The organism is Sorangium sp. So ce385 (assembly GCF_051474135.1).
Classification (GTDB): domain Bacteria; phylum Myxococcota_A; class Polyangia; order Polyangiales; family Polyangiaceae; genus Sorangium; species Sorangium cellulosum_D.
The window spans coordinates 647,881-662,604 of the sequence record NZ_CP150337.1 but is presented as its reverse complement, the minus strand read 5'-3'; the positions used below and the strand labels follow the sequence as shown (position 1 = coordinate 662,604).

The window sequence follows — 14,724 nt, the reverse complement described above, 5'->3', positions numbered from 1 at the left end:
CCGGGCGGCCGACACGGTTTCAAGGTTCCTCGCCCCCGCGGGTCGGGAAGCGAGGGCGGAGCTTTCGCGTGCTTCTGCTGCGGGGACGGCCAGCGGGCGGGCCGTCGGCATGGGCGGTTCACCGCGCCCTCGGCTTCGGGTATCAACCGCGGCCATGGAAGCTACGACGATCAAGCGCTTCGGGGTGATCGGCGCGGGCCAGATGGGGCGAGGCATCGCCCAGGTCGCCGCGGCCGCGGGCCTCGAGGTGGTCCTGTGCGACGTCTCGAGGGCGCTGGCGGAGTCGGGCAAGGCCCAGATCGCCGCCATCCTCGCGAAGCAGGTGGAGAAGGGCAAGATGGCCGCGGAGGCGCGCGAGGCGCTCCTCGGCCGCGTGGCGGTCGCGGACGGCATCGCCGGCCTGTCGGGGGTCGACCTGGCCGTGGAGGCGGTGACCGAGAGCTTCGAGGTGAAGAGCGGGATCTTCAAGCTCGCGGACGCGGCGATGCCGAAGGGGGCGATCCTGGCGTCGAACACGTCGTCGATCTCGATCACGCGGCTCGCGGCGGTGACCGGCCGGCCTGAGCTGGTCATCGGTATGCACTTCATGAACCCGGTGCCGCTGATGAAGCTGGTCGAGCTCGTCCGGGGGGTGCAGACGTCGGACGCGACGTACGAGGCCGTCCGGGCGCTCGCGGTGGGGCTCGGCAAGACGGTGATCACCTCGAAGGACCAGCCGGGGTTCATCGTGAACCGGATGCTGATCCCGTTCCTGAACGAGGCGTGCTTCGCGCTCCAGGAGGGGCTGTCCACGCCGGAGGACATCGACGCGGGGGCGCGGCTCGGGCTGAACCACCCGATGGGGCCGCTGGAGCTCGCGGACCTGATCGGGCTGGACACGGTGCTCTCGATCGCGGAGGTGCTGCACCGGGAGTTCGGGGACTCGAAATACCGGGCGCCCACGCTGCTGCGGAACCTGGTGGCGGCGGGGTGGTACGGGAAGAAGAGCGGGCGGGGGTTCTACGTGTACGACGAGAAGGGGCAGAAGACGGGGCGGGCGGTGTAGCGGAGGGGGCGCGGCTGCAGCGGAGCCAGCGGAGGAGGGGGTGCCGCGCGGGGGGCCGGCGGGGGCCCCTCCCACAAACTCGCGCCTTTTGGGGGGCTATTGCCGTGGGAATGGGTGGGTCGGTCCCGGAGGGCGTCGCAAGGAGCACGCCGGCGCTCGGGTTTGTGGGGCCCTACCCCGCCGGCCCCCCGCGCGGCACCCCCTCCTCCGCTGGCTCTCTCCAGGGCGGGACGGGGTGGATGGCGGGGCTGCGCTGCGGTTCGGAAGAGGGCCTGTCTGCGCGACTCCCCTCGATAGCGCGCGGGCCGGGCGCACTTATCAAAGTGACGAATAGGCGCCAGCGCGGGGCGATTGCTGGGGCCGCTCGAAACTTGAAGTTCGTTCCATGTCCCAGAACGGGCACGTGACTTCCGCTGGAAATCGCTCGCTCGTCGGCTCAGCACAGTGGGCCCAGGCAGGCACGAAATGCCCCCTTCCCCGGCGCACGGCGCGCGCTTCCCCCCGGCGCCGGGCGCTGCTAACCACCGGTCATGACCGCTCTAGAACAGCAGCCGGGGGTCCCTGCTCGCGGTGCCCTCCAGTTCGTCGCCGTCGAGCGCGCCGGCCACGTCGCCACCGTGACCATCCAGCGGCCCGACAAGCTCAACGCCCTGAACCCCGCCGTCCTCGGCGACCTCACCGCGGCCTTCCACGACCTCCTCGCGCAGGGCAGCGAGGTGCGCGCGACCGTGCTCACCGGCGCCGGCAAGGCGTTCGTCGCCGGCGCCGATATCGCGGAGATGGCCGCCATGAACAGCATCGCCGCGAAGCGGTTCGCCGAAGCAGGCCACCGCCTCGCCGACCTCATCGAGACCGCCCCGTTCCCCGTGATCGCCGCGGTCAACGGCTTCGCGCTGGGCGGCGGCTGCGAGCTCGCCCTCGCCTGCGACTTCATCTACGCCGCGGAAGGCGCCAAGCTCGGCCAGCCCGAGGTGAACCTGGGCGTCATCCCCGGGTTCGGCGGCACGCAGCGGCTGCTGCGGCGGGTCGGCCCCGGCCGCGCGCGCGAGCTCATCTATTCAGGCGACATGATCACCGCCGAGCAGGCGCTCTCGATCGGCCTCGTCAACGCCGTCTTCCCGGCGGCCGAGCTCCTCGCGCGCGCCCGCGAGACCGCCCTCAAAATCGCCTCGCGCGGGCCGCTCGCCGTCGCCGCCGCCAAGCGCGTCCTGCTGCGCGGCGAGAGCCTCGACCTCACCGCCGCCAACGAGCTGGAAGCCCAGGCCTTCGCCGCGCTCTTCGGCAGCGAGGACCAACAGCTCGGAATGAAAGCGTTCCTGGCGAAATCGAAGGCCACGTTCACAGGAAAGTGAGTTTTCGAACAGCGCGCCAGAAGACCCAAAAAAAGACCGCGTGTCATGCTGGAGGGGGGCCAGACATGACCGCGGTAGGGAAACCGCAGCGGCGCGGAGAACGTCCGCTGCGGTGCTCGAGATAGCCCGCACGCGCTCCGGGCCGGGGGGGGAAACCGCGCCGGTGCGCATGCGGTGATCGGAGTGTGGCACCCGGAAGCAGGTTGTCGATAACAAAGTGCAACCGCTGCACGCGATGAGCGAATTGCTACCGGCACGATGACAGCCAGGTGACAGCGCAGCGCGCACGCCGCCGATTTCCGCGAATGCGCGTCCGAGCCGGGCATACCCGCGCCGGAGCAGCGTCCGGCGGAGTCGCTCGCCGCGCCCTCGAAAAGAGAACACGAGAGCCCGCCGCCCCTTCACGCCAGGCTCAGCGACGAAGCGAGCCAGGCACGGAACACTTGCTCACAAGTAAAGAGCCAGGACGAACAAAGCACACTGCGGCGAGAAAATCACCGGAACGTGCGCCGCACGCGCGGGGCGGCGCACGCTCCGAGCGGGCACCCGGGGGCGAGCGGCGATCCCGGGATGAACAAGTAAAGAGACTTTAACTACAGAAGCACATCGCTTGCAGCTTTTTCGAGGAAGCTTGTCCGCGTGCGTCTCGGTCAATTTCGCGGACGCCGCGTTGCGACCGGAGGGCGCGAGCGCGCGCAGCGCAGCCTGTCGATTCGATTGGGGCGGCGCCACGCGCGGTGGACACCGCGGCAGCGGCGGATCGGCCGCTCGCAATGCCACGAGGCCGGGCGCGGTACAGCACGGCCCCCCGCCGCGCCGGACCTCCGGACGCCGGGCGCTCGGTGGCCCGCGACGCACTGGACCGCCCGCGGCGGTAGCCCGCGCGCGCGGATCGTCACCGAGCTCGGTCCGGCGTGAGACGCGCCAGCGCGCGCCGCCTGACGGCCGCCGCGAACGCGCCGGCGCGCGCCGCCTGACGGCCGCCGCGAACGCGCCAGCGCGCGCCGCCTGACGGCCGCCGCGAACGCGCCCGCGCGCGCCGCCTGACGGCCGCCGCGAACGCGCCGGCGCGCGCCGCGAGACGGCCGCCGCGAACGCGCCGGCGCGCGCCGCGAGACGGCCGCCGCGAACGCGCCAGCGCGCCGCGGGGCAGCCGCCGCAGGACGAGCGCCTGCCCCGCGGCCGCGGCGCGACGTCCTTGACGCCGGGCGCGAAACGGGACTACCGAGCATCCATCTGACAATCCACACCTCGGGTGCCCTCTGGGCATAACAGGGAAGCCGGTGCGAAACCGGCGCGGTACCGCCACCGTGAGTGGGGAGCCGCCTCCGAAGACCACTGGGCCTCTGAAGAGGCCTGGGAAGGTGGACGCGGCGCTGGGAGCCCGAAAGGCCCCCTGAACCCATGAGCCGGGAGACCTACCCGAGCCCCCCACGAGGTGCAGCTTGCGCACGTCTTCGTGGCGTTCGGGTGCGGACTTCACCCGGAGCGCCGAAATCGGTCTTCCCGGCCGCGCTGTATCCATCGCGGCCGTGCTCCTCGCGACGCTGCTCGCGCCCCGGCCCGCGGCCGCGATGCACCTCGCGGAGGGCGTCCTGCCGCTCGGCTGGTGCGCGGTCTGGAACGCGCTCGCCCTGCCCTTCGTCGCCGTCGCCCTCCACCTGCTCCGGCGCCGCACCCGGGACGACGCCTTCTATAAGCCGTTCGTCGGCCTCGTCGCCGCCGCCGTCTTCGCCATCTCGTGCATGCCCGTGCCGGTGCCGACCGCAGGGACCTGCTCCCACCCGTGCGGCACCGGGCTCGCCGCGGTGCTCATCGGCCCCTGGATGACCGTCCTCGTCACCGTGGTGGCGCTCCTCATCCAGGCCCTCTTCCTCGCGCACGGCGGGCTCACCACGCTCGGCGCCGACGTCGCGTCGATGGGCATCGCAGGCGCGTTCACCGGATACCTCGTCTTCCGGCTCGCGCGGCGCTGCGGCGCGAGCCTCTGGGTCGCGGGGTTCCTGGCCGGCGTGACGTCCGACTGGGCCACGTACGCGACCACGGCGCTCGAGCTCGCGCTCGGGCTCGCGGGCGACGGGTCGGTGGCATCCATGTTCACCGGCGTCGCCCTCGCCTTCGTCCCCACCCAGCTGCCGCTCGGCCTCCTCGAGGGCGCCATGACCGCGGGAGCGCTCGTCTTCCTGCGCGCCCGGCGGCCCGACATCCTCGATCGGCTCCAGGTCGTCCCGCTCGCGGCGGGGGCGTCGTGACGCGGGTCGCGCCGCGCGCGCTGCTCGCCGCCGCCGCGCTCTGGCTCGCCGCCTGCGGCAACGCCTCGTGGGACGGGGTCGACGAGGCCGTCGTCCGCCGCGTCGCCGAGGACGCCGGCCGCCACGACACGGGGCCGCTGTTCGCAGGCCTCGAGGGCGACCTCCTGCTCTTCGCGTTCCTCTGGGCAGGGCTCCTCTCCGGCTTCGCCCTGGGCTACTTCTCGCGCGTGCTCTTCGTGGAGCGCGCCGGCCAGCCCGCCGGCAAGCCGGGCGGCGACGGGCTCCGTGCGGATTGACCCCCCCGCGCGGCTCCGCGACGTCGATCCCCGGCTCCGCCTCGGGGCCGCCGTGGCCGCGTGCTGCGTCGCCGCGGGCGCGCGCTCGCCCTGGACGCCGGCCGCGCTGCTCGCCGTCGCGTGCGCGGCCCTCGCCCTCCAGGGCATGACCGCCGGCGCCATCCTCCGCGCCTTCGCGCCCGCCGCGTGGATCGGCGGGCTCGCCGCGGCCCTCGCGCTCGCGCTCACCCCGGGCGAGCCGCTCCTCGCGGGCGCGCCGTTCCCGCTCGACGCGATCGCGCGCGACGGCGCCCGCCGCGCCGCGGCCATCGCCGCGCGCGTCCTCGCGGCCGCCGCGGTGCTCCGGTGGCTCTCGAGCGCCGCCGCGCCGGCCGAGATCGAGGCGGCGCTCGCCGGGCTCGGCGCGCCCGCGGCCCTCGTCGAGCTGCTCGCGCTCGCGCGCCGCTTCGCCGGCGTGCTCCAGCGCGCCGCCGACAGCGCGTGGAGCGCCGCCGCGCTCCGCGGCGGGTTCGCGCGCCCGGTCGCCGCCGCGCGCTCGGCCGGCGCCGTCGCGGGCGTCGTGGCGCTCCGGACCCTGGAGCGCTCCGAGCACGCCGCCGTCGCCATGCAGCTCCGCGGCTACCGGGGGGAGCTCCCCGTCGCCGACCGTCGGCCGAGCGCGCCCGCCGCGAACCTCGCGTTCGCCGCCCTCGCCCTCGCGGCCCTCGGGCTCAGCGTCGCCGCCGGAGCGGCGGGATGAGCGCGATCGCCCTCCGCGCCCCCCGGGTCGGCTACCGCGGCGCCGAGCCCGCGCTGCGCGACGTGCGCCTCGACGTCGCCGAGGGCGAGTCCGTGGCGGTGCTCGGCGGCAACGGCGCCGGCAAGACCGCGCTGCTCCGGACGCTCGTCGGGCTCCTCCCCGCGCCCGGCGGCAGCGTCGAGATCTCCGGCCGCCGCGTGGGCTCGCCCTCGGACGCCGTGGCCGCGGGCGCCGCGCTCGTGCTCCAGGACCCGGACGACCAGCTGCTCGGCGCGACGCTCCTCGACGACGTCCTGTTCGGCCCGCGGAACCTCGGCCTGCCCGCGCCCGAGGCGCGGCGCCGCGCCGAGGCGGCGCTCTCGGCCGTGCAGATCGCGCACCTCGCCGGCCGCGCCATCGAGGCGCTGAGCTTCGGCGAGCGCAAGCGCGCGTGCATCGCCGGGATGCTCGCGATGCAGCCGCGCGTGCTCCTGCTCGACGAGCCGACCGCGGGGCTCGACCCGGAGGGCGAGCTCTCCCTGTGCCGGACGCTGCGCGCGCTCTCGGAGCAGCAGGGGACGACGCTGGTCGCCGCGACGCACGCGGTCGACCTCGTGCCGCTCTTCGCGACGCGCGCGGTGCTGCTCGGCGACGGGCAGGTGCTCGCGGACGGGCCGCCGCGGGAGGTGTTCGCGGCCGGCGAGCTGCTCGCGCGGGCGCGGCTCCGGCGGCCGTGGGTCGCGGAGCTCTGGACCCGGATGAGCCCGGCCGAATCGATCGACCCGCGCGGCCGCGCGGGGCTCCCGCTCACCCTGGAGGAGGCGCTCGCATGCATGACCAAGGGCTCCTGCTGATCGGCCACGGCAGCCGCGACGCCGCGTCGAACGCCGAGTTCGAGGCGCTCGTGGCCGATTACGGCGCGTCGCGGCCCGCGCTCGTGGTGCAGCACGGCTACATCGAGCTCGCGACGCCGTACCTCGCCGACGCGCTCGCGGCGCTCGCGGCGCGGGTGTCCCGGGTGGCGGTCGTGCCGCTGTTCCTGTTCGCGGCCGGGCACGTGAAGAACGACATCCCCCTGGCGCTCGAGCAGGCGCGGGCGGCGCACCCGGGCGTGCGCTTCTCGGCGGCGCGGCACCTCGGCGTGCACCCGGCGCTCGCGGAGCTCGCCTTCGAGCGCGCCGCGTCCGCGCTGCCGGACGACCCGGCGGCGCGCGCCCGGACGGCGCTCGTCGTCGTGGGGCGCGGGTCCAGCGATCCGGACGCGAACGGCGATTTCTGCAAGATGACGCGCCTCATCGGCGAGGGCCGGGGGCTGCTCCTCGTCGAGCCGACCTTCATCGGCGTCACGCGACCCTCGGTCGAGGAGACGCTGGAGCGCGTCGCGCGCCAGCGGCCCGAGCGCGTCGTCGTCGTCCCCTACTTCCTCTTCGCCGGCCGGCTCATGACGAAGCTCGCCGAGCAGGTCGACCGCTTCGCGTCGACGTACCCGTGGATCCGCGCGTCGCTCGCGCCCCACCTCGGCCGGTCGAGCGCGCTCTCGGGGCTGATCGACGAGCGCGCGCGCCAGGCGCTCGCCGGCGAGTCTCCCCTCCCCTGCGACACGTGCATGTACCGCACGGCCCTGCCCGGGCTCGCCCGGGAGGTCGGCGGGCTCAAGGCGATGCTCTACAGCGTGCGCCACACGCTGACGCACACGCAGGCGTCGAACCACCCGCACGCGCACCGCCCGCTGCGCAAGCACGTGCTCGTCTGCGGCAACGCCGACTGCGTGGACCGCGGCAGCCTGGCGCTGCTCGAGTCGCTGCGCCGCCGCGTGAAGCAGGCCGGCCAGCAGCAGCTGATCCGCGTGACGAAGACGTCGTGCATGGGGCGCTGCGGCGAGGGGCCGACGGTCGCCGTCTACCCGGACGGCGTGTGGTACCGCGGCGTCCGCGAGGAGGACGCGAAGGACCTCGTGGAGGAGCACCTGCTCGGCGACCGGCTGGTGGCGCGGCTCGTCGACGACATCATGCAGTGAGGCGGGGCGAGGCAGGGCGCCGAGGAGCCGCGCCCCGGCGCGATGCGCGCTTCAAGCCCGCGCGGGCGGATGGCCCCCTTTCGGCATCCGGCAGCGCCGGTCGCTCATGATGCCTCGGGCATCCGCGGGCTCGGCGCGCTGCGGCCCATCCACCATCCCCAGCCTCCGTCGCTCCTGCGCTCCGGATCGAGCGGCGCGGAGGTCACGTCGTAGCCGTACAGCCAGTCGAAGCTCTCGAGCGACAGCCTCCTGAGCAGGAGATCGCGCCCCCGCTGGCGCAGGCCGTCCGGCAGCTGGAAGAGCTTCCCGTTGCGCACCGACAGGCGCTGGATCTGCGCCGCGCGGCGCGCGCGCGCCTGCTCATAGCGGCGGAGGGCGCCCGCCACGCCCTCGGGGGCGACCCCTTCGAGGCACCGCCCGAGCACCCAGGCGTCCTCGATCGCCTGCGCCGCGCCCTGCGCGAAGAACGGGAGCATCGGGTGCGCGGCGTCGCCGAGCAGCGTGACCCGCCCCTCACCGGGTCGAGCGAGGGCGGCCCTGTCGTAGAGCGGCAGCTCCAGCGTCCCGTCGGCCGCGTTCATGATCGCGTGGAGATCCTCGTGCCAGCCGGCGACCCTCTCGAGGGCATCTTCGCGGCGCCCTTCGCGGATCCACGACTCCGCCCCGGGGGAGCGCGAGGGCATCGCGGTGGCGAGGTTCAGGAGGCTCCCGCCCGACACCGGGTAACAGACCATGTGCTGGCCGGGCCCCAGCCAGATGCGCACCGTGGGCGGGGACGCGAGGGCCTGGACCTTCGCGGCGGGGACGAGCACACGGCAGGCGACGTGCCCCGAGAAGCGCGGCGCGTCGTCGCTGAGGCTGCGGCGGATCTGGGACCGGATCCCGTCGGCGCCGATCACCACATCGGCCGCGTGGGTCGACCCGTCCGCGAAGCGGGCGATCGCCTCCCGCTCCCCGTGGGTCACGCCCACGCACCGGGCGCCGAGGCGCAGCGCCGCGTCCGGCACCCCCGCGCGCAGCGCCGCGTGCAGATCGGCGCGGTGCATCGTGTAGTACGGCGCCCCGTAGCGCCGCGAGATCTCCGGGTTGCCGGGGATGGCGCTCAGCACCTTCCCCGTGTCCCAGCGCTTGATCTCGATGGCGACGGGCTGCACCGCGACCTTCGCGAGCGGCTCCGCGAGGCCGAGGCGGTGGAGGACCCGTGCGGCGTTGGGCCCCACCTGAATGCCGGCGCCGACCTCCCGGAGCTCGGCCGCCCGCTCGAAGCACGTCACCTCGTGCCCCGCGCGCAGGAGCACCTGCGCGGCGGTCAAGCCGCCGATCCCACCCCCGACGATCGCGACCCTCACCCGCGGCTTCGACATACGAACCTCCTATTTTACATCTTTCGTAAATTACGAATATCGTACAAATGCGCACGAGAGAGCCGCCGCGGCCCCTCCGCGGCGGCTCACACCTTGCTGGCGATCTTGCGGAACAGCTCGACGAACTGGGCGCGCTCCCCGGCGTCCGGGAGGGCGTCGAGGATCTTGCGCATGATCAGGCGCTCGACGCGGTGGTGCTCGCGCTGGAGCTCGACCCCCTTCTTGGTGAGCTCGATCAGGTAGGAGCGCCTGTCGGTCGGGTGGACGCCGCGCCGCACGAGGCCCCGCTGCTCGAGGCGATCGAGGATGCTCGTGAGGGTGCTCTGCGGGACCTGAAGGTACGCGCGCATCTCGGCGAGCGTGTGGTCGGGCTTCTCCTCGACGAACGACATCGCGTGCAGATCGAGGTAGCCGACGCCCGCGAGCTTGTCGGACCAGAGATCGAGGCGGGCCAGGTTGAGCCGCAGCAGCAGCACGTGGAGCGCCGCGTTCAGCTGCTCGGTCTCCGAGGCGCCCGACATCGTACGAAGTTCGTAGCATACGAATATCGGCCAAACAAGCCGGCCGCAGCTCGCGGAGGATCCCGGAGCCGCCTCGCACGAGCCGGGCCGCCCGCCGCTCCACCGACGGCGCACATTCACCCCCCGCGCTCCGGCGCTCGCCTCACCCGCGATTTGTCTAAGTTGACCAGAATATTCATTTGAGTCATATACGAATCGTGCCCGTCCGCCGCCCCGAAAAGCCCCGCGACCCTGCCCGTCGCGCCAGGATCCTCGAGGCCGCCAGGCGCCTCTTCGCCGAGCGCGGCTTCAAGGGCGTGAACCTCGACGCCGTCGCCGCCGAGGCCGGCTGCGCGAAGGGCGCGCTTTACCTCGAGTTCGCCGACAAGGAGGCTCTCCTGCGCGAGGTGGTCGAGCAGGCCTTCGCCGCGATCCGCGCCCGCTTCGCCGCCGAGGTGATGGGCCTCGAATCGCCGCTCGATCGCCTCGTCGAGACCCTCCGCTTCGCCTACCGCCAGCAGGCCGCGGAGCCGCTCTTCGGCAAGCTCCTCCGCGAGGACCCCGACCTCCGCGCGCTCCGCCCGCAGGACGACGCCGCGAGCGCCGCCGCCGCGAAGGCGCAGGTCGCCCAGATCGTCGGCTGGGTCGACGAGGGCATCGCGCGCGGCGAGATCCGGCCCGACGTCGATCGCGACGCGATCCCGTTCGTGCTCGGCGTGCTGCGCTTCGCGCCGCAGCACCTCGGGCTGGTCACGTCGTTCGGCAACTTCGCCGGCGAGCGCGCGCTCGACGCGATCGCCGACATCTTCCGCGCCGGCCTCGCCGCGCGCCCCGCGGCGGCCGCCACGACCACGGTCTCCACGACACACCGCGCGACCGCATCGCGCGCAGGGAGAAAGCGATGAACCAGGCGATCGAGGTGAACGCGCTCGGCAAGCGCTTCGGGGAGGTCACGGCCGTCGACGGCGTGAGCTTCACCGTCGCGCCGGGCGAGATCTTCGGCTTCATGGGGCACAACGGCGCCGGCAAGACGACCACGCTGCGCATGCTCCTCGGCCTGACCCGGCCGACCTCGGGGTCCGCGCGCGTGCTCGGGCGCGATGTCGTCCGCGAGACGCTCGAGGTCCGACGGTGCGCGGGCTACCTGCCCGCCTCGTACGCGCTGCCCCCCGACATGACGGCGCGCGGGTTCCTCCACTACGTCGCCGCGATGTTCGCGCTGCCCCGCGACGTCGCGGCCGCGCGCGCCGACGCCCTCGTGCGCCGCTTCGGGCTCGAGCGCGAGGCCGACCGCCCCCTGCGCGGCTTCTCCACCGGCATGGCCCAGAAGGTCGGGATCGCCCAGGCGCTGATCAACGAGCCCGCGGTGCTCCTGCTCGACGAGCCGACCTCGGGGCTCGACCCCCTCGGCCGCCACGAGCTCCTCGAGCTGCTCCGCGAGCTCGCGCGCGAGCGCGGCGTCACCGTCGTGTTCTCGTCGCACATCCTCTCCGACGTCGAGGCCCTCTGCCGGCGCGTCGCGGTGATGCACCGCTCGCGCCTCGTCGCCTGCGACGAGGTCGAGCGCCTCAAGGGCGCGCACGGCGCGCGCAGCATGGACGATCTCTACCTCGCGCTCGTGCGCCGGGAGGCCGCGTGATCCGCCTCCTGTGGCTCGACTACCTGGCGACGCTCCGCGAGCGGAAGACCTGGCTCTGCGCCGCGATGCTCGCCTACGCCGTGGTCGCGGTCCCCGTCCTGCTCGAGCGCCCGCCCGAGCACGTGCGCGCCGCCATCGCCGCCTGGCTCGGCGACGCCGGGCCGTTCCCGATCTTCATGTACGTGTGGATCGACCTGGTGATGAACAAGGTGATCGCCTTCCTCCCCGCGGTGCTCGCGAGCGGCGTCGTGCTCCGGGAGCGCGACGCCGGCGTGCTGCCGCTCCTCGCCAGCAAGCCGCTCTCGCTCCCGCGGTACTTCGCCCTCCGCGCGCTGAGCGTGTGCGCGGTGATGCTGACCCTGCACGCCGCGACCCAGCTCGCCGGCGCCGTCTACTTCGCGGCGCGCGTCCCCGGCTTCCGCGCCGGCAGCTTCCTCGGCGCGATGTCGCTCCACGCCTTCGCGGCCCTGTTCGCGACCGCGCTGTCCGCCGCCATCGCCGCGTGGGTGAAGCACCGCGGCGCCTCGGCGCTGATCGGATTCGCCACGCTCGGGGGCCTCGTGGGCCTCGCGCTCATCGGCTTCTACCAGCCCGCCTGGCGGGCCATCGCCCTCCTGAACCCGATCGCCCTCGGCGCGCTCGGCCTCGGGAGCCTCGACGACCTCGGCCCCTCCGTGCTCGGCCCGCCGATGCTCGCGCTCGCCGCGCTCGCCGCCCTCCTGATCGCGGCCGGCGCCGCGGGCGTCCGGAGGATGGAAGCATGACCCGGGCGACCGCCCCCGCCGCGGGCTCGCTCCGCGGCTACTTCGCGCTCGAGGCGCGCCGCGCCCCGCGCCGCACCTCCCTCGCCGCGGCCGTCGCCGGCGCGCTCGTGGTGCTCGGCAGCCACGCGCTGCTCGTCCGGATGCCGGCGCAGATCGTCCGCTTCTTCGAGCAGGCCTTCCGCATCGAGGGGATGGCGGCCGTGCTCCTGCTCAACGATCTCCTCGCCGTCTACTTCGTCGCCTACTTCGTCGCCCTGTCGGGCCTGCTCGACGCGACCGTCGCCGCGCGGGAGGAGCGTCGGCTCGAGATCCTGCTCGCCAAGCCGATCCGCGCCCGCGTCCTCCTCGCGGCGCGCACGGCGCCCTCGCTGCTCGCCGGGGCCGGGGCGGGCGCGGCGGTCGCGGCCTGCGCCGCGCTCGCCGTCGCGCCGCACATCGCGGCGAACGACAGGGTCAGCGCGGCGGGCGCGCTCGGCGCCGGCCTCGCCCTCGTCGCGCTCGCGATCGCGCTGCTCTCGGCGCTCCTGCCGCTCTTCGCGCGGATGCGCGACGGCTTCCACGCGCTCCTGGTCGCGTCGGCCGTATGGATCGCGCCGCTCTTGCCCACGGCGGCGTTCATGTACCGGCCCGACGCGTTCGAGGCGCGCGAGGGCCTCCGCGACGCGGTCGTGCTCGCGTCGCTGCTCTGGAACGACGCCGCCTCGGCCTGGCTCGGGCCGGTCGCGCTCGCGCTCGCGGTCCCGCTCGCCGCCCTCGCCATCGCCGCCGCGGGCGTGCTCCTCGAGCGCGCCGACGCGCGCTGACCCCGCTACTGCTCGGCCAGGACGATGATCCTGTCGCCCTCGCCGAGCGTCAGCGACGCGCGCTTCCTCGGGTTCACCTTCACGCCGTAGGCCTGCGCCGCGTCGTCGGCCTGCGCCGCGAGGCGGTAGCCGACCGCGACCTCGCCGCGGCGCCGCGCCGACTCGACGATCGTGGCGAACGTCACCGGGCGGGCGAGGCGCACGTAGTCGCGCGCCGGCTTCAGGTACAGCTCGGACCCCTCCGGGTCGAACAGGTCCTCGAAGACCGCGGCGAGGTCCCGGTTCTCGGAGATCTGCGCGAGCATCAGGCTGACGAGCTTGTCGCTCACGATGAAGTCGTCCGCGTGCGCGACCTCGGCGAGCTCGCGGTTCCGGAGATCGAGCATCTCGCTCACGATGCTGAAGCTCTGGCCGCGCTTCGCCTCGATGTCGCGCAGGTGGAGCAGCGTGACCAGCGTGCGCGCGTCGGCCTCCTGCGGATCGAGCGCGTCGGAGTAGCTCAGCGTCACCACGTGATCGTAGGCGCCCACCACGCGGTCGAGCGTGCGCCGGTCGGTCGTGTCGCCCCGCTCGATCCTCACGGCGAGGTTCCGGAGCTCGCCGCAGTCGGCCTCGAGCTGCTCCCTGGCGTCGGGGACGTCGGCGACGACGGTGACCTCGGAGCCCTCCGCGACGTAGTGATCGAGCTCGTTGATGAACGCCGCGGCCCGGCGGTTCCAGCCGAGGAGGAGCGTGCGCTCGGGCTTCGGCGCCGCGGGCTTGCCGTCCCGGATCGCCCGCTCGTCGACCTTCGGCGGCTTCTTCGAGGGCGCGCCGATCGCGCTGTCGTCCTCGGCGATGAGGATGACGGCGTCGCCCGCCTCGATCCGCGCGTCCATGGGCGGGTTGAGCCGCACCTCGCCCGAGCGAAGCCGGATCCCGATGACCGCGCAGTCGTCGTACGCGAAGAGCGCCTCGCCGAACGACTTGCCCGCGAGCGCGGGCTCCTCGCGCGTGTAGATCTCGTGCCCCTTGAAGTCGAGCAGCTCGCCGTAGACCACGCTGAGGCCCTCGCTGCGGCAGGTCTGCACGGTGATGCGCGAGAGCACGTCCTCCGTGGGGATGAGCGCCGCCTCGTCGCGCGCCACGAGCCGCGCGGCGTCGAGGTTCCGCCGGTCGCGGATCTGCGTGACGATCGGGTAGCGCCCCTTCTTGCGCCCCGCCTTGTTGGTGAGCGCCAGGATCGACTTGATCACCTGCGAGTCCGGGTTCCCCTGCTCGGGCGAGAGCAGGATGATCGACCGCGCCGCGTCCGGGTTCACGATGGCGATGTCCGCGGGATCACACGGGTTTCCGGTGCGGCAGACCACGCGCGTCTTGCCGGTGGACCCGACGCGCGCGCGGATCTCGTCCTCCATCTCGACCTTGTCCTTCTCGGCGAGCACGGCGATGGCCGCGCGCGGGCGGCTCTCGTTGGCGATCGCGAGCTCCTGGATCATCGAGAAGATCTGCGGCGACCAGCCGAGGATGACGGTGTGCCCCTCCTCGCAGACGAGGGAGCGGCCCTTGCGGAGCTCGGCCACGCGGTCCTCGATCCCGCTCGTGATGATGCCGATGAGGATGCTGACCATGAAGATGCCGCCGAGCGTGACGGCGAACATCGCGGCGAGGTAGGCGCGGCTGCCCGTGTCGCCGGCGACGGTGCCGGCGTCGAGGGCGCGCATCAGCGTGATCCAGAGGGCGGAGGGGAACGACACCGGCGCGCCGTCCTCCCCGTCGGGGGCGAGCCCGAGGGCCACGACCATCGCCGCGAACACGACCACCATGGCGGTCGAGAGCACGAACAGCCAGGCGATGAGCGCGGGCGCGCCCTTCGCCATGGTGAGATCGAAGCGGTAGCGGAGGCGATCGAGGAGGGTGATCTTCTGCATGGGCGCGCGAGCGCCGCGCTCGCTGGGCGCGCGGCGCCGGCCCACCTAGCACGGACCGAGCGCC

Annotated in this window: 14 protein-coding genes and 1 riboswitch; of the genes, 11 read left to right on the top strand and 3 right to left on the bottom strand. The window is 73.9% G+C overall.

What is annotated here, in order from left to right; all coding sequences use genetic code 11:
• The first annotated feature begins 154 nt into the window (after window positions 1-154).
• The 7 genes from WME83_RS02535 to WME83_RS02505 all read left to right on the top strand — a co-directional run bounded on the left by WME83_RS02535 (window position 155) and on the right by WME83_RS02505 (window position 7,680).
• On the top strand, window positions 155-1,045 hold the full coding sequence (locus WME83_RS02535; protein WP_129572785.1) for a 3-hydroxyacyl-CoA dehydrogenase family protein: 891 nt from the start codon (window positions 155-157) through the stop codon (window positions 1,043-1,045).
• A 530-nt stretch (window positions 1,046-1,575) separates the two neighbouring features.
• The gene (locus WME83_RS02530; RefSeq protein WP_437317666.1) at window positions 1,576-2,397 is read left to right on the top strand and encodes an enoyl-CoA hydratase/isomerase family protein; all 822 of its coding nucleotides are present in this window, start codon (window positions 1,576-1,578) and stop codon (window positions 2,395-2,397) included.
• A gap of 1,236 nt (window positions 2,398-3,633) precedes the next feature.
• Window positions 3,634-3,837: riboswitch (cobalamin riboswitch) on the top strand.
• Window positions 3,838-3,971: 134 nt separating this feature from the next.
• Window positions 3,972-4,649 carry an energy-coupling factor ABC transporter permease gene (locus tag WME83_RS02525; protein WP_437322150.1) on the top strand — a complete coding sequence of 226 codons (678 nt, stop codon included), beginning with the start codon at window positions 3,972-3,974 and terminating at the stop codon, window positions 4,647-4,649.
• Complete coding sequence (locus WME83_RS02520; protein WP_437317665.1) at window positions 4,646-4,945, top strand: hypothetical protein; 300 nt, start codon at window positions 4,646-4,648, stop codon at window positions 4,943-4,945. Before WME83_RS02525 ends, WME83_RS02520 begins: the two co-directional genes overlap by 4 nt.
• Window positions 4,935-5,684, top strand: coding sequence for a CbiQ family ECF transporter T component (locus WME83_RS02515; RefSeq protein WP_437317664.1), 750 nt, complete (start codon window positions 4,935-4,937; stop codon window positions 5,682-5,684). Before WME83_RS02520 ends, WME83_RS02515 begins: the two co-directional genes overlap by 11 nt.
• Window positions 5,681-6,517 (top strand): energy-coupling factor ABC transporter ATP-binding protein, encoded by an 837-nt coding sequence (locus WME83_RS02510; protein WP_437317663.1) that lies wholly within the window; start codon window positions 5,681-5,683, stop codon window positions 6,515-6,517. The genes WME83_RS02515 and WME83_RS02510 overlap by 4 nt, the downstream gene beginning before the upstream one ends.
• Window positions 6,493-7,680, top strand: a complete 1,188-nt coding sequence (locus WME83_RS02505) for a CbiX/SirB N-terminal domain-containing protein (RefSeq protein ID WP_437317662.1) — start codon at window positions 6,493-6,495, stop codon at window positions 7,678-7,680. The genes WME83_RS02510 and WME83_RS02505 overlap by 25 nt, the downstream gene beginning before the upstream one ends.
• Before the next feature lie 104 nt (window positions 7,681-7,784).
• Here the strand turns inward: WME83_RS02505 and WME83_RS02500 are convergent, their stop codons facing one another.
• Both WME83_RS02500 and WME83_RS02495 read right to left on the bottom strand, forming a co-directional pair.
• Window positions 7,785-9,044, bottom strand: coding sequence for an FAD-dependent monooxygenase (locus WME83_RS02500; RefSeq protein WP_437317661.1), 1,260 nt, complete (start codon window positions 9,042-9,044; stop codon window positions 7,785-7,787).
• A gap of 86 nt (window positions 9,045-9,130) precedes the next feature.
• Window positions 9,131-9,565 (bottom strand): MarR family winged helix-turn-helix transcriptional regulator, encoded by a 435-nt coding sequence (locus tag WME83_RS02495; RefSeq protein WP_437317660.1) that lies wholly within the window; start codon window positions 9,563-9,565, stop codon window positions 9,131-9,133.
• A gap of 179 nt (window positions 9,566-9,744) precedes the next feature.
• On the opposite strand from WME83_RS02495, the gene WME83_RS02490 reads away from it, so the two are divergent.
• From WME83_RS02490 to WME83_RS02475, 4 genes are read left to right on the top strand one after another with little or no spacing between them, the layout of a single operon-like run.
• A complete protein-coding gene (locus WME83_RS02490; RefSeq protein ID WP_437317659.1) occupies window positions 9,745-10,449 on the top strand; it encodes a TetR family transcriptional regulator in 705 nt (234 codons plus the stop codon).
• Window positions 10,446-11,183: an ABC transporter ATP-binding protein gene (locus WME83_RS02485; protein ID WP_437317658.1), complete on the top strand. Its 738-nt coding sequence runs from the start codon at window positions 10,446-10,448 to the stop codon at window positions 11,181-11,183. The genes WME83_RS02490 and WME83_RS02485 overlap by 4 nt, the downstream gene beginning before the upstream one ends.
• Window positions 11,180-11,947: a hypothetical protein gene (locus tag WME83_RS02480; protein ID WP_437317657.1), complete on the top strand. Its 768-nt coding sequence runs from the start codon at window positions 11,180-11,182 to the stop codon at window positions 11,945-11,947. Before WME83_RS02485 ends, WME83_RS02480 begins: the two co-directional genes overlap by 4 nt.
• The gene (locus tag WME83_RS02475; protein ID WP_437317656.1) at window positions 11,944-12,750 is read left to right on the top strand and encodes a hypothetical protein; all 807 of its coding nucleotides are present in this window, start codon (window positions 11,944-11,946) and stop codon (window positions 12,748-12,750) included. The genes WME83_RS02480 and WME83_RS02475 overlap by 4 nt, the downstream gene beginning before the upstream one ends.
• Window positions 12,751-12,755: 5 nt before the next feature.
• Here the strand turns inward: WME83_RS02475 and WME83_RS02470 are convergent, their stop codons facing one another.
• A complete protein-coding gene (locus tag WME83_RS02470) occupies window positions 12,756-14,660 on the bottom strand; it encodes a CASTOR/POLLUX-related putative ion channel (protein ID WP_437317655.1) in 1,905 nt (634 codons plus the stop codon).
• Between the last annotated feature and the right edge of the window lie 64 nt (window positions 14,661-14,724).